This window comes from Pseudomonas sp. UMAB-08 (genome assembly GCF_900095225.1).
Classification (GTDB): Bacteria; Pseudomonadota; Gammaproteobacteria; order Pseudomonadales; family Pseudomonadaceae; genus Aquipseudomonas.
Window position 1 is genome coordinate 22,434 of record NZ_LT607433.1, and the last position, 18,187, is coordinate 40,620.

Below are 18,187 nucleotides of genomic sequence, written 5' to 3' on the forward strand. Positions count from 1 at the left end.
CTGAAAGCGGCTGTTGCGGGAACAACCGCTCACGCATTCCGTCTTTGCGAAATGCGCGCACAGCGGGTTGGAAGCCGGCCATCATAAGCCTTCACGGGCCGGGTACAAAGCGACCTAAGACCAAAATAGGTTACTGCTGATTTTCCTGATCAGTAAACAGATCGCTGAACAGCATGCTCGACAGGTAACGCTCACCCGAGTCGGGCAGGATCACGACAATGGTTTTGCCCTGCATTTCCGGGGTTTCAGCCATGCGTACCGCTGCGGCCATGGCTGCGCCGCAAGAAATACCGCACAAAATCCCTTCTTCGCGCATCAGACGCAATGCCATGGCCTTGGACTCTTCATCGCTGACCAGCTCGACCCGATCAATGATCGACAAGTCGAGGTTCTTGGGGATGAAACCCGCACCGATCCCCTGAATTTTGTGCGGGGCAGGTTTGATTTCTTCACCGGCCAGCGTCTGGCTGATGATCGGCGAACCAATGGGCTCGACCGCCACCGACAGAATGGGCTTGCCCGCCGTGTGCTTGATGTAACGCGAAATCCCGGTAATCGTGCCCCCGGTACCCACGCCCGCCACTAGCACATCGATGGCACCGTCAGTGTCGTTCCAGATTTCAGGGCCCGTGGTCTTCTCATGGATCGCCGGGTTGGCCGGATTATCGAACTGTGAGGGCATGAAATAGAGGGGCGGATTACTGGCGACCAGCTCTTCGGCTTTTTCAATGGCACCTTTCATGCCTTTGGCAGGCTCGGTCAGGACCAGTTCAGCGCCCAATGCCTTGAGCACCTTGCGTCGTTCGATGCTCATCGACGCAGGCATGGTCAGCACCAGTTTGTAACCACGGGCCGCCGCCACAAAAGCCAAACCGATCCCGGTATTGCCTGAAGTCGGCTCGACGATGGTCATGCCCGGCTTGAGCTTACCGCTGCTTTCAGCGTCCCAGATCATGCTGGCGCCGATTCGGCATTTCACCGAGTATCCGGGGTTGCGCCCTTCAATCTTGGCCAGGATAGTGACCCCGCGCGGTGCGATACGGTTGATCTGCACCAGCGGCGTGTTACCGATGGAATGGGCATTGTCAGCGTAGATGCGGCTCATGGCGGTGTCCTTGTGCACGTGCTTGAAAAACTCAAAGCGTATGCCGCCAGCCGGGGTGCGTCCAGTCGTAGCGAACGGATGCCGAGCCAGACAGTCAACAGCTCTACTGAACAGGAGACCCTCAACATGAAACGTCGCTATAGCTGGCCTCTTTGGACCGTTGCGGGAATCGTTGTCTTGCTGATTGCCGCAGACATCGCCCTGCCCTATCTGGTGCGTAACTATTTGAACGATAAACTCGCAAATATGGGCGACTACCGTGGCCAGGTCGCCGACGTCGATCTGGCCCTGTGGCGTGGGGCGTACCGAATCAATGGGCTGAGTATCGTCAAGGTGCAGGGCAAGGTACCCGTGCCATTCGTCAACGCGCCGGTCATCGACCTGGCCGTGAGCTGGCATTCGTTATGGTATGACCGTGCCGTGGTGGCCCAGGTAATCTTCATCAAACCCGAGCTGAACTTCGTCGACGGCGGCACCAACAAACAAGCTTCGCAGACCGGTCAAGGCACCGACTGGCGTGCCCAATTGAACAAGCTGTTGCCCATTACCCTCAACGAAGTACGTATAGATGATGGACGCATCACCTTCAATAATTTCAACTCGACGCCGAAAGTGAGGATCGAAGCCGATCACGTCAACGCCAGCCTGTTCAACCTGACCAATATCGCCGATGCAAAAGGCATGCACGAAGCCCGATTTGAGGGCAAAGCCCTGTTACCCGGGAACGCACCGCTGGAAACCTCGGCCACATTCGATCCATTCAGTAATTTTGAAGACTTCGATTTCCGCCTCCGTTCGATCGGGATAGAACTTAAAAGCCTCAACGACTTCGCTTCGGCCTACGGCAAATTCGACTTCAATGCCGGCAGCGGTGACGTGGTGATCGAAGCCCAAGCCAAAAAGGGCAAGCTCAGCGGCTATATCAAACCGCTGCTGCGCGATGTCGAGGTGTTCAACTGGCAGCAGGATGTCGAGAACCAGAACAAGAGCTTCTTCCGCTCGATCTGGGAAGCCGTGGTCGGCACCAGCGAAACCGTCTTGAAGAACCAGAGCAAAAACCAGTTCGCCACCCGCGTAGAACTCAGTGGCAGCGTGCACCAACAAGACATCAGCGGCTTTCAGGCATTCCTGCAGATCCTGCACAACGCCTTCATTCAAGCGTTCAACACCCGCTATGACAACAGCAAAACACAGTAGCCAAGGTGGATTAGTGCTTTTTTCAAAGGGGACAGGACTTAAACAGCGGCTGATCTAATCTTGATCCAGTCAAATCGTGACGCGCCATTCAGAGACTGAATGGCGCCTCTGCGTTCACAGTCGCCCGGCCTGCGCGGTATAGTCGGCACATTAAGCACCCCATTTTTGCGCCGTTTCAGGCGATACCGTTCGAGGATTTTTAGATGAAGTTCGAAGGCACCAGCGCATACGTCGCCACTGACGACCTGAAGCTCGCGGTCAACGCTGCTATCACTCTGGAGCGGCCACTGCTGGTCAAAGGCGAGCCTGGCACCGGTAAAACCATGTTGGCCGAACAACTGGCCGAGTCCTTCGGCGCACGGTTGATTACCTGGCACATCAAATCCACCACCAAGGCGCATCAGGGCCTGTACGAGTACGACGCCGTCAGCCGTTTGCGTGATTCGCAGTTGGGTGTGGATAAAGTCCACGACGTACGTAACTACCTGAAGAAGGGCAAGCTGTGGGAAGCCTTCGAGGCCGAAGAGCGGGTCATCCTGCTGATCGATGAGATCGACAAGGCCGACATCGAGTTCCCTAACGACCTGCTGCAAGAACTCGACAAGATGGAGTTCTATGTGTACGAGATCGATGAAACGATCAAAGCGAAAGTACGCCCGATCATCATCATTACGTCGAACAACGAAAAAGAACTGCCTGACGCGTTCCTGCGTCGTTGCTTCTTTCACTACATCGCCTTCCCGGACCGCGTCACCCTGCAAAAGATTGTCGATGTGCATTACCCGAACATCAAAAAGGATCTGGTCAGCGAAGCCCTCGATGTGTTCTTCGACGTGCGCAAAGTCCCCGGGCTGAAGAAAAAGCCGTCCACATCGGAACTGGTCGACTGGCTGAAACTGCTGATGGCCGACAACATCGGCGAAGCGGTGCTGCGCGAGCGCGACCCCACCAAGGCGATCCCGCCGCTGGCCGGAGCCTTGGTCAAGAATGAGCAGGACGTGCAATTGCTTGAGCGCCTGGCGTTCATGAGCCGTCGCGGCAACCGCTAAGCACGAATAAGGGCGATTGCCATGCTGCTCAACCTGTTCAATGAAATGCGTGCAGCCAAGGTGCCGGTGTCGGTGCGCGAGCTGCTCGATCTGATCAATGCGCTGAAACAGCGGGTCACCTTCGCTGACATGGACGAGTTCTACTTTCTCGCCCGCACTATTCTGGTCAAGGATGAACGCCACTTCGACAAGTTCGACCGGGCGTTCGGCGCCTACTTCAACGGCCTGGAAAAGCTCGATGATCATCTGCAGGCGCTGATCCCTGAAGATTGGCTGCGCAAGGAATTCGAACGCTCCTTGACCGACGAAGAACGCGCGCAGATCCAGACCCTGGGTGGCCTGGACAAGCTGATCGAAGAATTCAAGAAACGCCTTGAAGAGCAAAAAGAACGCCACGCGGGCGGCAACAAGTGGATCGGCACAGGCGGCACCAGCCCATTCGGCTCAGGCGGCTTCAACCCGGAAGGTATCCGCGTAGGTGATGCTGGCAAGCGCCAAGGCAAAGCAGTCAAGGTCTGGGACCAGCGCGAGTACCGGAACCTCGACGATCAGGTCGAGTTGGGCACGCGCAACATCAAGATTGCGCTGCGCCGCTTGCGTAAATTCGCCCGTCAAGGCGCCGCTGAAGAGCTCGACATCGACGGCACCATCGACCACACCGCCCGTGATGCGGGCCTGCTGAACATTCAGATGCGCCCGGAACGGCGCAACACCATCAAGTTGTTGCTGCTGTTCGACATCGGCGGCTCAATGGATGCTCACGTCAAAACCTGCGAAGAGCTGTTCTCGGCGTGCAAGACCGAGTTCAAACACCTGGAGTATTTCTACTTCCATAACTTCATTTATGAGTCGGTGTGGAAGAACAACTTGCGCCGTGGCGCGGAGCGCACCGCCACCCAGGACTTGCTGAACAAATACGGTGGCGATTACAAAGTGATCTTTATCGGCGACGCGGCCATGGCGCCCTACGAAATCACCCAGGCGGGTGGCAGTGTAGAGCACTGGAACGAAGAGCCGGGTTATCTGTGGATGCAGCGCTTCAAGGAGAAATACAAGAAGCTCATCTGGATCAACCCCTACCCCAAAGACACCTGGAACTACACCGCCTCGACCAACATCGTGCGCGATCTGATCGACGACCAGATGTTCCCGCTGACCTTGCGTGGGCTGGAAGAAGGCATGCGGTTTTTGGCGAAATAGCTGCCTGACAGTAATGGCCACCTCGTAAATTCATTCGCGAAGCGGCCATTACTTTCACCCTCAACCCTGAAAACGCTGCACATACGCCACATGCTGCTGATGCGCTGTTGCCTGCACAATCGGCTTGAGCCGGACAGGTGCACCCGGCAGGCATTGCGCCAGTCGGGCCAATGACAGCGGAGTCAACGCCCCAAGCCTTGGGTACCCGCCGATGGTTTGCCGGTCATTGAGCAGCACAATCGGTTGCCCGTCAGGCGGCACCTGAATCGCGCCCAGCGGGATGCCTTCGGAGATCAGCGGCGCGCCTTGGTAAACCAGTTCCGGTCCCAGCAGACGAATGCCCATCCGGTCGGCACGGCTGTCGAGGGTCCACTCGCTGTTGAAGGCATCGAACAGGCTCAGGCCGCTGAACTGGCCAATTTGTGCGCCGAGCACGACGTCCAATGGACTGTTCAGGTTGAGGTCGGGGATCAAATGATCCGGCAGAGCATCCAGGACGAACGCCGAACCGGCGTAAGACAGGTGATCCCCTTTGGCCAACGCCTTGCCCATTCCATCCAGCCCGCCCAATTCTTCGCGCACCACCGTAGCGCAACTGCCGAGCACCGGTGGCGCATCGAAACCGCCGGGCGCCGCCAAGTAGGCTCGCGCACCCAGAATCGGTTGGGTAAAGCGTAACCGCTCGCCCTTGCGCATGAAAAAACTGCGCCAGGGTGCCAGAGGCCGACTGTCGAGCATCGCGCCAAGATCGGCACCCGCCAGCGCCAGACAACAATCCTGTTCGGCGATCAGGGTCAAGCCGCCCAGCGTCACCTCAATCACCGCCGCGTCCAGCGGATTGCCCAGCAGTTTGTTCGCCCAGGACATCGAGACCCAATCTGCCGCCCCGCCTTGGGTCACGCCCAAATGACGAACACCAAAACGTCCGGCATCCTGGAGCAGGCACAAAGGGGTGCTGGCTTCGATCAATAAAGCCCTCATGCCTGCACCTCCAACGGGGTGTCATCGCCGCCCAGGCGCACGAACTCGGCATGATCGACGGCGGTAAAGCACACACGGTCACCCGGTTGCATCAAGCTGTAACCCTCGCGCTGGCGATCGAACAACTTGCTGGGGGTACGGCCGATCAGGTTCCAGCCCCCCGGCGACACCACGGGGTAGGCGGCTGTCTGGCGCTCGGCGATGCCCACGCTACCGGCAGCCACACGCTTACGCGGCGTATTCAAGCGTGGCGCGGCGAGGGTTTCTTCGACCAGCCCCATAAACGCGAACCCTGGCGCGAAACCCAGGGCAAACACCTGATAGTCGCGCTCGCTGTGACGCGCAATGACCTCGCTGATGCTCAAGCCGCTGCGCTTGGCCAACAACGTCAGCTCCGGGCCCACGCTCAGGTCATACCAGACCGGTAGCACATGGCGTTTGCCAATGGCCTGCGGATCAGGCGCCAGATCGGCCAGCGCCTGATGAATCAATTCCCGAGCCTGATCCGGATTCAACCGGGTCAGGTCGTAATGGACCATCAAGGTGGTGTAGGACGGCACCAGATCAATCAAATGGCTGGCGAAGCTCTCACGCAAACGTGCACTGGCAGCAAGCATCCACGGCATATTGGCTTCGTCGATGGCATCGAACAGACGCACCATCAAACAATCGATGGCCACCACTTCTATGCGCAACCTCATGACGCTGATTGCTCACCCAACGCCTGGCGGATGCGCTGTACGGCGCTCACCGAACTGGTGTTATCGCCATGCACACACAGGGTATCGGCCTTCAGGTGCAGATCGCTGCCATCGCTGGCACGCAAGGGTTCACCACGGGAGAGCGTGAGGGCCTGGGCGATGATGACTTCAGGGTCATGGTGCACGGCGCCCGGCAGTTGCCGTGACACCAGGCGCCCGGCGCTGTCGTAGGCGCGGTCGGCAAAGGCTTCGAACCACAACTGCACGCCGAATTCATCAGCCAGCACTTGCGCGGCACTGTTGTCGCGAGTGGCCATCAGCATCAGCGGCAATTGCGCATCGTAGCGGGCGATGGCCTGGATCACGGCACGCAACTGCTCGGGGTCGGCCATCATGTCGTTGTACATCGCCCCATGGGGTTTGACGTAGCGAACGCGGCCACCTTGTACCCGGCAAATGCCGTCCAGCGCACCGATTTGATAGTGCAGCAAGTCCTGGATTTCAGCCGGGGTACAGGCCATTGAGCGCCGACCAAACCCCACCAGATCCGGGTACGCCGGGTGAGCACCGATCATGACGTCATGGGCCAAGGCCAGGCTCACCGTTTTTCGCATGATCCCCGGATCACCGGCATGGAAGCCGCAGGCGATATTGGCGCAGTCGATAAACGGCATCACTTCAGCGTCGAGACCCATGGTCCACGCGCCGTAGCTCTCACCCATATCGCAATTCAATAACAGGCGGCCCATAGGGAATGTCCTGTGTGCGTTGAAGTTTTGAGGAACTGGCCTCTGTAGAGCACATTTTTGAGTGTAATCGGACAGGGCGTCCAACGAATAAAACCAAGGTGCCGGGATAAGAAAAAGTGATGGGGCTTGTCAGGCAGGCCTTTGCTGCCTGACAAGCCGATGACGCGAAAGGGTTTAGCGCAGATCCCGATTCAGCACCGGCTTGCGCCGTCCGCCATTGATCACCCAGCCGATCAGCAGGAAGAAGCTCTCCACCACCAGCGCCAGCAGCAAGGCGCAGACGATACCCCAGGCGATGACTTCCGGGACCAGCAGGACTTGGTACGTGTACGCATTGAAAGTCTCCCGGCGAATGTCGGGATTGGCGGCAGAGACCACATGCCAGGCCTTGGCGTACCAAGGGCCCTGCAAGGCCTGCCACTCGCGGTCGAGCAACTGATTGCGGGTCAGCAATTGGTTGAGGCTGTCGGCATCACTGCGAAATACCGGGTCTTCACTGCTGCGGTAATGCGCAACCAGCGCCTGTAAGTCGCCCTTGAAGAAGCGTTCGGCAGTGTCGGAGTAACCCTTGAGGCTTTGCTGCGCCTCGATCAAGTGCGCTTCCACGCGCTTGCTGTAATCGCTGATGAATCCCGGAATCTGCACACCGAGCAACAGGCCCACCGTGAACAATACCAATCGCAGATAGCTTCGCAGCATAGATCCCTCTCTTTCAGGTTCGGCCTTGGACCACGCACTCGCCGCGGCGCCACAAGCTCCATTCCCCCGGCTCGTAACGCGTCCAGGTCTCGTTTTCGGTCAACGGTTCGGTGGCGATCACCGTCACCACGTCATTGGGGGTGGTTTCTGCCTGAAAATCGACGATCACATCGACATCCTTCAGGCGAGCCGGGCCGAACGGCGCACGCCGAGTGATGTGCGCCAGCTTGCTCGAACAGAAACAGAACAGCCAGTCACCATCGCTCAGCAGGCAATTGAATACACCTTTGCTACGATATTCGGCACAGGCTTCGACCAACGAAGGCAGCAACTGCTCGATCTCGACCGGCTCGGGAAAGGCTTCACGGACCCGGTTGAGCAGATCACAGAAGGCCGCCTCGCTGTCGGTATCGCCTACCGGCCGGTAGAACGTTGCGCGGGGATTGAATTGCGCCAACTGGCCGTTATGGGCGAAGCACCAATTGCGGCCCCACAATTCACGGACGAATGGATGAGTGTTGGACAAGCAGACCTTGCCGACATTGGCCTGACGGATATGACCAATGACCACTTCGCTTTTGATCGGGTAGCGCTGCACCAACAGCGCGACTTCCGACTCGCTGCTCGCGGCCGGGTCCTGGAACAGACGCAGGCCACGCCCTTCGTAAAAAGCGATGCCCCAACCATCCCGATGCGGACCTGTACGTCCACCCCGTTGAATCAGCCCGGTAAAGCTGAACACGATATCGGTCGGTACGTTGGCGCTCATGCCCAGTAATTCACACATGCTTAAACTCTCGCTTCAATGCGTTCAGCAATGCAGGTCGCGCCGGCCTCAAAGCGAGGCGCATTTGCCAACGAAGCGGAAGTTCTACAGGCGCGGTTCAACCCGTATACGGCTGCTAGCGCTGTTGCCGGGAGCCGCTGCGGGGTTGCGTCCATAACGATCATCGTCAACCGGAGCAAAGGGTTCGTCATCGTCGCTCTGTGCAGGGGTAGGCGGCTCGGTCCCGGCCTGAGGCTGACGGGCTTTGCGGCGTTTTTCCAGCGGCCAGCGCACCAGCACAAAAAGAAGGTACAGGCCAAAGGCAATCATGGTGTACATGGCCAGGTCCGACACCGCCCGCCAGACGTTGCTGCCGACCTTGAAGGCCAGATCCAGCGCGGTGATTGCGACTGCCGGGGCGAATTTTTCCTTCACCGGGTCAATAATGGTCGGACTGAACAGCAAGACCGCACCCAGGACTCGCAACGGCTCGCGCAGCCAGCGCCACATCCAGCCGGTCAGCTTGAACCACACCCACAGGCAGCCCAGCGCAGCGAAAGCGTAAAGGCCCCAGGCGGTTAGATAATCGTTCTCGGTCATGACGTTCGTGGTAAGCCAGGCAAAGAGGCGCTTATGATAACGGCTTTTCACTGACCCGGCCTCCCCGGCGTCAGTAATCGGTTGCCACCCAGCGGCAATCCTCGGCTGAATCAAGGTCTTTCACGGCCCGATTATTTTTATAGAGAGCCCCGCATGCCTTCATCCGCCACCCGCTCCACCGCGCCGATCGCTCGTAAAGACACGGGTTCCGACCCTTATGCGTGGTTGCACAACCGCGACACCGAAGAGGTTCTGGACTACCTCAAAGCCGAGAACGATTACCTGCACACGCAATTGGCCGATCAGGATGCCCTGCGCGAAACCCTGTTCCAGGAGATCAAGGGCCGCATTCTCGAAACCGATCTGTCCCTGCCCTCGCCCTGGGGCCCGTTTTTGTATTACACGCGCACCACCGAGGGCGACGAATACGCACGGCACTACCGCTGCCCGCGTCCGGCGGACGACTCGCTGCACGTCGATGAACAGCAGCAACAATTGTTGCTCGACCCCAACGTACTGGCCGCTGGCGGTTTTTTCTCGATGGGCGCTTTCAGCATCAGCCCCGACCATCAGCGCCTGGCCTACAGCCTCGACACCAATGGCGAAGAGGTCTACCAGCTCTACGTCAAAGAGCTGAGCAGCGGCCAGGTCACCCACCTGCCCTTCGAGGATTGCGATGGCAGCATGACCTGGGCCAACGACAGCCAGACGCTGTTCTTTGGCGAACTGGATGACACCCATCGCCCGCATAAACTTTATCGCCATCACCTGGGCAACGACTCGGCGGACCTGGTGTTCAACGAACCGGACGGGCGCTTCTTCCTCAATTGCTACCGCACCAGTTCCGAGCGGCAGTTGGTACTGTTACTCAGCAGCAAAACCACCAGCGAGGCCTGGGTGCTGGACGCAGAAAAGCCCGATCAGGCGTTTGTCTGCATGGCGCCGCGCGTCGAAGGTCATGAGTACTTCCCGGACCACGGCCAAATCGATGGCGCATGGAACTGGCTGATCCGCAGCAACCAAAGCGGTATCAACTTCGCCCTGTATCAGGCGGCTGAAAAAGCCAGCGGCGCACCCTCCCGTGAAGACTGGCAAACCCTGATCGCTCATCGCGACACGGTGATGCTTGAAGGGTTGAGCCTCAATGCCAAAGGCATGAGCCTGAGTTTGCGCGAAGGCGGTCTGCCTATCATTGAAGTGCATCCCCAAGGTCTGCCGTCTTATCGTGTGCAATTGCCCGATGCCGCGTACAGCCTGTATGTGCAGGACACACTCGAGTTCAAGAGCGACACGATTCGCCTGCGTTATCAATCGCTCAATCGCCCGGCACAGGTGCGCCAATTGGCCCTGGCCACGGGCGAGCAAGTGGTGCTCAAGGAAACTCCGGTGCTCGGCCTGTTCGATCCCGACGCCTACGTCAGCCAACGCCTGTGGGCAACTGCGGCCGATGGCACGCAGGTGCCGATCAGCCTGGTGGTCAAGCGAGAACTCCAGGGCACCTCGACGCCCCTATACCTCTATGGCTACGGCGCTTATGGCGAAAGCCTCGATCCGTGGTTCTCCCATGCGCGCTTGAGCCTGCTAGATCGCGGTATCGCGTTCGCCATTGCCCACGTGCGGGGTGGCGGCGAATTGGGCGAAGCCTGGTATCGCGACGGCAAGCAAGAAAACAAGCACAACACCTTCGGCGACTTCATTGCCTGCGCCGAACATCTGATCGACAACGGCCTGACCACAGCCGGGCAATTAATCATCAGTGGCGGCAGCGCGGGTGGTTTGTTGATCGGCGCGGTACTTAATCAGCGCCCGGAGTTGTTCAAGGCGGCGATTGCCGAAGTACCGTTTGTCGATGTGCTGAACACCATGCTCGATCCAGACCTGCCGCTGACCGTCACGGAATACGACGAATGGGGCAACCCGGAGGAAGCAGACGTGTACGAGCGCATCAAGGGGTACGCGCCGTATGAAAACGTCAGCGCCCAACCCTACCCGGCGACCCTGGTGATTGCCGGTTACAACGACACCCGCGTGCAATATTGGGAAGCGGCCAAGTGGGTGGCAAAATTGCGCGCCAACAAGACCGACGACAATCTGTTGCTGCTCAGGACCGAGCTGGGTGCAGGGCACGGAGGCATGAGCGGTCGTTATCAAGGACTACGCGACGTGGCGCTGGAATACGCGTTTGTTTTAAAAGTACTGCTACTGACCGAGGGAACTCCCGTCGTTTGATGGGTCTTAGAAGAGGGTCTGCATCGCAGGCCCTTTCCATCGCCCCCTTCTCCAACCACAAACAAGACTGTCGAGCCATGTCAGAACCCACCTCCCTGAACAATGAAATCCGCGACATGCTGATGGACTGCGGTCTGTTCAATACCTTGCTGCCTGCCGACTTTCAGGCGGCAGCGGGCTATTTCAGCATCAGCACCATCGAGCAAGGTCAGGAAATATTTAAGGAAGGCGATGCCGGCAGCTTCATGTGCATCATCCATTCAGGCACGGTCTCGGTGCGCAAACTCAACAATGATGGGCAATCGATCGAGATCGCCAACCTGCGTAAAGGTCGCGCGTTCGGTGAAATGGCGGTGCTTGACGGTGAACGCCGCTCAGCCAGTTGCATCGCGGCCACCCCTTGCTGCTTGCTGAATCTGGGCAAGGACTCGCTGGATAAAATGCTCAACGACGCACCCAGAATTGCCGCAAAAATCATTCGTTCGATTGCCGTCGCGTTGTCCAAACGCCTGCGCATGGTCGACGGACAACTGCTTTCACAGCAGGTCTGATCGCTACAGACTTTTTTGCGCGCTGTCTTTTTGCGATGAGTCTTCCAGGTGTTTGCCGTTTTGCTCAAGACCTGGCAACGACTGGTCCTTGGGCGGGCGCGGCATTTCGATTTTTGGCAGCAACGGCGCATTGCCTTCGTTCCCACCCGCTCGGGGGATGCTGGGCGGCATCACTTGTGGATAAGGCGTCGGCGTTGCTGTACCCGGCGAACCGGGGGCCGGTGTCGTGGGAACAGGTTGCAGATTGTCTGCACAAACGGCAGTTACCGAGAGCGTCGCCAGGACAATCGCCGTTAGAATAGAGCGCTTCATCAATGGCCTCCGATGCCAAGCAATTTTCGTCAAGCTCAGGCTACTCCTTGCGTGGCAAAGTTGCCCTCTCAAAAAGCTGTCTTTCAATGAGTTCTCAATGAAACGTTTCGTTCTGCTCGACACCACTCCGATTCCCGATAACGGCGGTGCCTTGTGCCTGTTCGAGTACGGCGAAGATTTCGTGATCAAAATTCAGGGCGGCGATGGCGGCCAGTTGATGAACACGCGCATGCACGGTTCCGAAGATGCGCTCGCCGAAATCCCCTGCAAAAAAGTCACCCATCGCGTACTTCCACGGGTGTTGATTGGCGGATTGGGCATGGGTTTTACCCTGGCCTCCGCGCTCAAGCACCTGGGCAAAAACGCTGAAGTCGTGGTCGCCGAACTGGTGCCTGGCGTGGTCGAGTGGAATCGCGGGCCGCTGGGGGAGAAGTCGGGCAATCCATTGCTCGATCCCCGGGCTAAAATTGTCGTTCAGGATGTCGCCCAAGTGCTCAAGAGCGAGCCCCAGGGCTTCGACGCGATCATGCTTGACGTCGATAACGGCCCTGAAGGGCTGACGCAGAAGTCCAACAGCTGGCTCTATTCGTCTGGCGGCCTTAGCGCCTGCGCCCAGGCGCTACGGCCCAAAGGCATTCTGGCCGTGTGGTCGGCCAGCGCGGACCAGAAGTTTTCCGACAAGCTGCGCAAAGCCGGTTTCAAGGCTGAAGAGGTGCAGGTGTTCGCCCACGGTAACAAGGGCACCCGGCACACCATCTGGATCGCGGAAAAACTCAAAGGCTGATCGCGCGGCAAAGCGCTAGACTTGCATCCATTACCGATCAGTAAAACAGGTGAAACCCATGAGTTCGGCCAACCCACCCTCCCACACCGCCAAGCTGGACCGCATTCTGGCCGACAACCAGCGCGACCGTGAGATGGGTTATCGCGACAAAGCGTTAAAGATGTACCCCCATGTTTGCGGCCGCTGTGCCCGTGAGTTCGCAGGCAAGCGCCTGAGCGAATTGACCGTGCACCACCGCGACCACAACCACGACAACAACCCCCAGGACGGCTCCAACTGGGAGCTGCTGTGCCTGTACTGCCACGACAATGAACACTCGCGGTACACCGATCAGCAGTACTTCTCCGAAGGCTCGACCAGCAGCCCGAAGATTGCCAAAGCCACCCACAACCCTTTCGCCGCCCTGGCGGGGTTGATGAAGAAAGACGAGTAGCCTGTAAACGATGATCGTGCCCCACCCTCTGCGTGGGAACGATCATCTATGCCGTATAATCGCCAGCTTTCCTTCAAGAGCACCGGCACGTGGCGAATAAACGGTACAGCTGCATTGGTTTGTATAACCCGAAATCTCCGGAAAACGTCGGTTCGGTGATGCGTGCGGCTGGTTGCTACGGCGTGGCGTCGGTGTTCTACACCGGCAAACGCTATGAGCGCGCCCGTGACTTCATCACCGACACCAAAAAAGTCCATCAAGACATTCCGCTGATCGGCATCGACGATCTGAAGAAAATCCTGCCTCTGGGCTGCGTCCCGGTCGCCGTGGAACTGGTCGAGGGCGCCCGCTCGCTGCCTGAATACACTCACCCGGATCGCGCTATTTACATCTTCGGCCCTGAAGACGGTACGTTGGATAAAAGCATCCGTGACTGGTGCGAAGACGTGGTGTACATCCCCACCACGGGCTGCATGAACCTGGCTGCCACCGTCAATGTGGTGTTGTATGACCGCATGGCCAAAGGCAATAACACCCGGTCTGGCCCCAAGTTCTGAATCCACCCGGCGACCGATGACGCCCCTCCCGATTGAACAGTTGTGTCCGGGGGCAGTCAGTTTTAATGAACTCACCTCATCTCATCATGGAGAACGATCATGAGCGACATCCCAGGCAGCGAACGCATTGACTCCGCCCCTTTCGACACTCAGCCCCAGCAAAATGTGCACGGCTGGGAGCGCGCGGCTTCTTTGGCAGGTGGCGTACTGATGATGGGCAAGGGTCTGCGTCGTGGCGGCTTTTTGGGCCTGGTCCAGCTGGCCATTGGCGGTGCGGTGCTGGCTCGCGGGATCACCGGCCACTGCGGGGCAAAAACCCTAATTGAACAGAGCCGCAGCGACATGAACAAAGCCCGTTCACGCATCGAACGCGTCGGCGCAAAGCTGAGCCAGCTGAAAACCAATGCAGAGGTTGCGACTGAAGCGGCGGTGGTGACAGGCAATGATTCGTTGAAGAGCTCGAAAGCCGGGGTCTGATTCCACCCTTGTTGCGCCTGACTTTCCGCCGTCATCGCGAATAAATTCACTCCCTCGGAGCTCCTGCTCTGGTGGAGCGAATTTATGCGAAGGGCCGCAACGCCGCTACTGCAACAACCCGCTCGCCAACACCGTGGATGGCCCACCGATCACGCTTTCACTGAGCTGGATGAATTCTTTGGTGCTCACGGTATCGAGGCGCATCAAGCCCTGGCTGACGTTATCCAGCGACTTTTCGTTGCGGGTCTGCTGGCGAATTTCGCGGTCCAGTTCCTGCAATAGCAGCACAGCCCGAGCGACGGTCGCCGCGTTGATGCGCTCGCCGCGCAGGGTCGTCACCTTACGGCTGACCTTGGTCAGATTCGTTTGTACGGTTTGATAACGATCCTCACTCATGCCCCCGGCACGGCGCATCAGCTCGATGGCGTAATACTCGGCCAAGCCATCGCCGATCCATTCGCTGCGCTGGTTGTCATTGATCCGGCTGAACACATGAACCAATTCGCGCACCAACGGGCTGGTCCCGCTTTCGCTGACCACCGGCCGGGTGCTGTTGAGGTAAATGGAGTTATTGCCCGCCGTCGCCCCGCGCCACATCGGGTCAGCAGCCCCCACCACCACCAGCTTGGGCGGATTACGCGGAAACACCGCTTGCAGTTGCGGCCACACGAACGTCAGCATCGTCAACACGTCCATTCGCCTCATGCCCTGGCCCTGCGGGGCGGTCACCGTGACATCGGTTTCGCCCAAACGGGTACGGCGGCTGCCCAAGGTACCGGCCAACATCCAACCTGTGGGGCGATCAAACAAGCGCGAAACGTTGTCGATCCGAAAGCGGTTTTTGCCAATGCGTGGCCAAGCGGTTTCGACACTGATCCAGCCGCTGGGCAGTTCGAATTCAAGGCGTGAGACCAGTTGGGTGCCGTCCTGCTGATCCAGTCGGGCCGGAGGTACCAGGTCCTCGCCGCGCATCAACGCCCAGTTCGGGGTCATCCGTGTGTCGAAACTCACGACCTTGCTCGAGACCGGACTTACAGGCGCGTGTGCATGGCTGATGCGCACGCGATAGGTCAGGCTTGCCTTGCCGCTGGTCGGTCTCCAAACCCCGCGTTGGCTGCCTGCCGGTTGCCCGGTATTGATCCGCCACTCGCCGTCAGCCTTGAAAGCACTGTAGTCACCCTTGTTACCCAGATCAAAATCAAGACTGCGCACCGCCTCGCCCTTCGACAGGGTCAGGCGCACTTCAGCCTGATCGCTCTGGGGCAGTAGTTTGACGTAGTAATCCAGATCAACATTCTTCGCCGCCAGCAACGGCGTGCTCACCAGCAAGGACAGCAACAACAGCAAGGACAACGGCAGTGGGTAACGCACAGGCTTACGACTCCTTGTTGAACATGACGACGTCAGCCTGCACGGAAAATCAGGTGCTCTTCCCAATCGTCTTCGGACACGCTGTTCTCGCTGAGCATGCGCCCGGACTGAGAGATACGCTCATGGTGGACCGCGTCGCGATCACCGCACACCAAGTGGTGCCAGAGCGGCAGATCCTTGCCTTCGCTGACCAGGCGGTAGCCGCAGGTCGGTGGTAGCCACTTGAATTCATCAGCCTGGCCGGGCGTCAATTGAATGCAGTCCGGCACTGACGCACGACGGTTGCTGTAATCGGTGCATTGGCAGGTTTTCAGGTCCAGCAACTTGCAGGCGATGCGCGTGTAATAGACGCTGTTGTCCTCTTCATCTTCGAGTTTTTGCAGACAGCACAGACCGCAGCCATCACACAGCGACTCCCACTCGTCTTGATCGAGTTGTTCGAGGGTTTTGCGTATCCAGAAAGGTTCGACTTTAGCGGCCATGGGTTTGGGCAATCAGCATCAAAGAATGAAAGGCCGCCAGTCTAGTGGCACGAGAGGCGCGGGCCAAGCGCTGGCGACTGTCGGTAAGGCCGGACTTGTCAGATGTCGGCCAGCAAAGTAATTTTATCAACCTGATTTCGACGATGCCTGCCGTCCACGGCCCATCTCGCCATGCCCGACAAGGCCTGATGAGCGCCTTGCCGAGTTGTCTGTTTCTTTGTCATTTAGCCAGGAAATTCATGAGCATTAATCCCCGCATCGCCGATTACCCGATCGACCCACAATTTACTGACCGTTGGTCGCCCCGCGCCTTTACCGGCGAGGCCATTCCCGAGGAAACCCTGCTGAGCTTTTTTGAAGCCGCACGCTGGGCGCCGTCGGCCTATAACTCGCAGCCTTGGCGCTTCCTGTACGCTCGCCGCGACACGCCAAACTGGGAACGCTTCCTCGGCCTGCTCAATGAATTCAACCGTGGCTGGGCACAGCACGCATCGGCACTGGTGATCGTGATCTCGAAAACCACCTTTACCGCGCCCGGCGCCACGGAAGAAACCCCGGCCCTGTGGCACACCTTCGACACCGGTTCAGCCTGGGGCCACCTCGCCCTGCAAGCCAGCCTGAGCGGCTGGCACACGCATGGCATGGCCGGCTTCGATCAGGAACTGACCCGCAAAGAATTGAAGATCCCTGAGGGCTATGCCCTGCACGCGGCGATTGCTATTGGCAAACTCGGCGACAAATCGACCCTGGCGGAATACCTGCAAGCCCGGGAAACACCAAGCCCGCGCCGTCCGCTGTCGGAGCTGGCAGCCGAAGGCGATTTCAGCCTGTAAGCCGATTGCCGATTGCCGATACTTGTGCAGGCTGTGTGAGAGCGAATACATTCGCTCTCACACAATTGCGCAGCGCCCTAGTAACCTCTGGAAAAGTCCACTTCTCCGCGCAACGCCTCTCCCGCCTGAAACGCCCGCACGTTATCGACAAACAGCCGGACCATCGCCGCAGGCGAAGTAGGCGCCGAGCTGTGTCCGGTCAGCAGTAAGCCCCAGGCCGTCCAGAATGGATGGCGTTGCGGCAATGGCTCCTGACGGCAGACATCGATCACCGCGCCCGCCAAATGCCCTTCCTTCAACGCTTCGACCAGATCCGCATCGACCACCGCCACACCACGCCCGACGTTGATGAACACGCCTGTGGGCTTGAATTTGGCGAACAGTTTCACATCGAACAGGTCGTGGGTTTCCGGTGTGTTCGGCAGCAGGTTGATAACGTAATCCACTTCGCCGACCAGACGATCCAGATCCGTCAGAGCGCCGACTTCAACGAACGGTGCCTGGGTACGCGGCGCAGAAGCAATGCCATACAACTCAACCCCGAACGGCAGCAGGAACTGCGCCACGCTCTGGCCGATATCGCCAGCGCCGACGATCAACGCCTTGCGCCCGGCCAGACTCTGGCCCAATCGGTTATCCCATTTGCGCTCGACCTGGCTAACGAGCCGCGCCAGCACTTCACGCTCATGGCCCAGCATGTAAGTCAGCACAAACTCGGCCATGACCTGACCGAAGATGCCCACGGCACGGGTCAACCGGTATTCCCGCGGCAGACCTTCAGCCAGTAACGGAGTAATCCCGGCCCATGTCGATTGCAGCCACTGCGGGGTATGCCCCTGGCGCAAGAGGGTGGCCAGCAGGTCCGGCTGACCCAGCCAGACCGGGCAGTCTGCGGCCATTCGAGACAGCTCTGCCGAATCGCCGGTACTCATGACTTCCAGGTCGGGTGCAATCTGGCCCAGCAATTGGGTGTAAAGGGGGTAATCGTGTTCAGCAATCAGAACGCGCATGGCTCAAAACCTTTAAAAACAGAACATGCGTCTGTCGACGGGGGGCAGCCCCCATCAATATCAGTCGCACTCAAGAAGCAGTCCACTGCGCCAACGTGTCG

Annotated in this window: 21 protein-coding genes; 10 read left to right on the forward strand and 11 right to left on the reverse strand. The window is 58.7% G+C overall.

Annotated features, from left to right (window positions below):
* Positions 1-130 precede the first annotated feature (130 nt).
* Positions 131-1,105 (reverse strand): cysteine synthase A, encoded by a 975-nt coding sequence (cysK, locus tag K0F75_RS22735; RefSeq protein ID WP_219064213.1) that lies wholly within the window; start codon positions 1,103-1,105, stop codon positions 131-133.
* A 126-nt stretch (positions 1,106-1,231) separates the two neighbouring features.
* On the opposite strand from cysK, the gene K0F75_RS22740 reads away from it, so the two are divergent.
* The 3 genes from K0F75_RS22740 to K0F75_RS22750 all read left to right on the forward strand — a co-directional run bounded on the left by K0F75_RS22740 (position 1,232) and on the right by K0F75_RS22750 (position 4,551).
* Positions 1,232-2,302 carry a DUF748 domain-containing protein gene (locus K0F75_RS22740; protein WP_219064214.1) on the forward strand — a complete coding sequence of 357 codons (1,071 nt, stop codon included), beginning with the start codon at positions 1,232-1,234 and terminating at the stop codon, positions 2,300-2,302.
* 203 nt (positions 2,303-2,505) lie between these two features.
* Complete coding sequence (locus tag K0F75_RS22745) at positions 2,506-3,351, forward strand: MoxR family ATPase (RefSeq protein WP_219064215.1); 846 nt, start codon at positions 2,506-2,508, stop codon at positions 3,349-3,351.
* A 21-nt stretch (positions 3,352-3,372) separates the two neighbouring features.
* Positions 3,373-4,551, forward strand: a complete 1,179-nt coding sequence (locus tag K0F75_RS22750; protein WP_219064216.1) for a VWA domain-containing protein — start codon at positions 3,373-3,375, stop codon at positions 4,549-4,551.
* Positions 4,552-4,611: 60 nt separating this feature from the next.
* On the opposite strand, the gene K0F75_RS22755 is transcribed toward K0F75_RS22750, so the two are convergent.
* From K0F75_RS22755 to K0F75_RS22780, 6 genes are all read right to left on the reverse strand, one after another.
* Positions 4,612-5,532, reverse strand: coding sequence for a biotin-dependent carboxyltransferase family protein (locus K0F75_RS22755; RefSeq protein WP_219064217.1), 921 nt, complete (start codon positions 5,530-5,532; stop codon positions 4,612-4,614).
* Entirely contained in the window at positions 5,529-6,233 is a 705-nt protein-coding gene (gene pxpB / locus K0F75_RS22760; protein ID WP_219064218.1) for a 5-oxoprolinase subunit PxpB, read from the reverse strand. Before pxpB ends, K0F75_RS22755 begins: the two co-directional genes overlap by 4 nt.
* Entirely contained in the window at positions 6,230-6,982 is a 753-nt protein-coding gene (locus K0F75_RS22765; protein ID WP_219064219.1) for a 5-oxoprolinase subunit PxpA, read from the reverse strand. The genes pxpB and K0F75_RS22765 overlap by 4 nt, the downstream gene beginning before the upstream one ends.
* A 174-nt stretch (positions 6,983-7,156) precedes the next feature.
* Positions 7,157-7,681 (reverse strand): DUF2937 family protein, encoded by a 525-nt coding sequence (locus K0F75_RS22770; RefSeq protein WP_219064220.1) that lies wholly within the window; start codon positions 7,679-7,681, stop codon positions 7,157-7,159.
* A 13-nt stretch (positions 7,682-7,694) separates the two neighbouring features.
* The gene (locus K0F75_RS22775; protein ID WP_219064221.1) at positions 7,695-8,468 is read right to left on the reverse strand and encodes a class II glutamine amidotransferase; all 774 of its coding nucleotides are present in this window, start codon (positions 8,466-8,468) and stop codon (positions 7,695-7,697) included.
* Between the two features lie 84 nt (positions 8,469-8,552).
* On the reverse strand, positions 8,553-9,047 hold the full coding sequence (locus tag K0F75_RS22780; RefSeq protein WP_219064222.1) for an MFS transporter: 495 nt from the start codon (positions 9,045-9,047) through the stop codon (positions 8,553-8,555).
* Positions 9,048-9,200: 153 nt separating this feature from the next.
* Between K0F75_RS22780 and K0F75_RS22785 the strand changes: the two genes are divergently transcribed.
* Both K0F75_RS22785 and K0F75_RS22790 read left to right on the forward strand, forming a co-directional pair.
* On the forward strand, positions 9,201-11,276 hold the full coding sequence (locus K0F75_RS22785; RefSeq protein ID WP_219064223.1) for a S9 family peptidase: 2,076 nt from the start codon (positions 9,201-9,203) through the stop codon (positions 11,274-11,276).
* A gap of 77 nt (positions 11,277-11,353) precedes the next feature.
* The gene (locus K0F75_RS22790; protein ID WP_219064224.1) at positions 11,354-11,827 is read left to right on the forward strand and encodes a Crp/Fnr family transcriptional regulator; all 474 of its coding nucleotides are present in this window, start codon (positions 11,354-11,356) and stop codon (positions 11,825-11,827) included.
* 3 nt (positions 11,828-11,830) lie between these two features.
* Here K0F75_RS22790 and K0F75_RS22795 read toward each other — a convergent pair whose 3' ends face one another.
* Entirely contained in the window at positions 11,831-12,139 is a 309-nt protein-coding gene (locus K0F75_RS22795; protein WP_219064225.1) for a hypothetical protein, read from the reverse strand.
* Between the two features lie 97 nt (positions 12,140-12,236).
* Between K0F75_RS22795 and K0F75_RS22800 the strand changes: the two genes are divergently transcribed.
* From K0F75_RS22800 to K0F75_RS22815, 4 genes are all read left to right on the forward strand, one after another.
* Positions 12,237-12,923, forward strand: coding sequence for a spermidine synthase (locus K0F75_RS22800; protein WP_219064226.1), 687 nt, complete (start codon positions 12,237-12,239; stop codon positions 12,921-12,923).
* Positions 12,924-12,981: 58 nt separating this feature from the next.
* Positions 12,982-13,356, forward strand: coding sequence for a YajD family HNH nuclease (locus K0F75_RS22805; RefSeq protein ID WP_219064227.1), 375 nt, complete (start codon positions 12,982-12,984; stop codon positions 13,354-13,356).
* Positions 13,357-13,445: 89 nt separating this feature from the next.
* Positions 13,446-13,913, forward strand: a complete 468-nt coding sequence (locus tag K0F75_RS22810) for an RNA methyltransferase (protein WP_219064228.1) — start codon at positions 13,446-13,448, stop codon at positions 13,911-13,913.
* Positions 13,914-14,012: 99 nt separating this feature from the next.
* Positions 14,013-14,390: a DUF2892 domain-containing protein gene (locus tag K0F75_RS22815; protein WP_219064229.1), complete on the forward strand. Its 378-nt coding sequence runs from the start codon at positions 14,013-14,015 to the stop codon at positions 14,388-14,390.
* A gap of 105 nt (positions 14,391-14,495) precedes the next feature.
* On the opposite strand, the gene K0F75_RS22820 is transcribed toward K0F75_RS22815, so the two are convergent.
* On the reverse strand, positions 14,496-15,761 hold the full coding sequence (locus K0F75_RS22820) for a hypothetical protein (RefSeq protein ID WP_257604469.1): 1,266 nt from the start codon (positions 15,759-15,761) through the stop codon (positions 14,496-14,498).
* A gap of 32 nt (positions 15,762-15,793) precedes the next feature.
* A complete protein-coding gene (locus K0F75_RS22825) occupies positions 15,794-16,243 on the reverse strand; it encodes a YcgN family cysteine cluster protein (RefSeq protein ID WP_219064230.1) in 450 nt (149 codons plus the stop codon).
* 239 nt (positions 16,244-16,482) lie between these two features.
* On the opposite strand from K0F75_RS22825, the gene K0F75_RS22830 reads away from it, so the two are divergent.
* Positions 16,483-17,076, forward strand: a complete 594-nt coding sequence (locus K0F75_RS22830; protein WP_219064231.1) for a nitroreductase family protein — start codon at positions 16,483-16,485, stop codon at positions 17,074-17,076.
* 77 nt (positions 17,077-17,153) lie between these two features.
* Here the strand turns inward: K0F75_RS22830 and K0F75_RS22835 are convergent, their stop codons facing one another.
* Complete coding sequence (locus K0F75_RS22835) at positions 17,154-18,086, reverse strand: D-2-hydroxyacid dehydrogenase (RefSeq protein WP_219064232.1); 933 nt, start codon at positions 18,084-18,086, stop codon at positions 17,154-17,156.
* Positions 18,087-18,187: the final 101 nt, after the last annotated feature.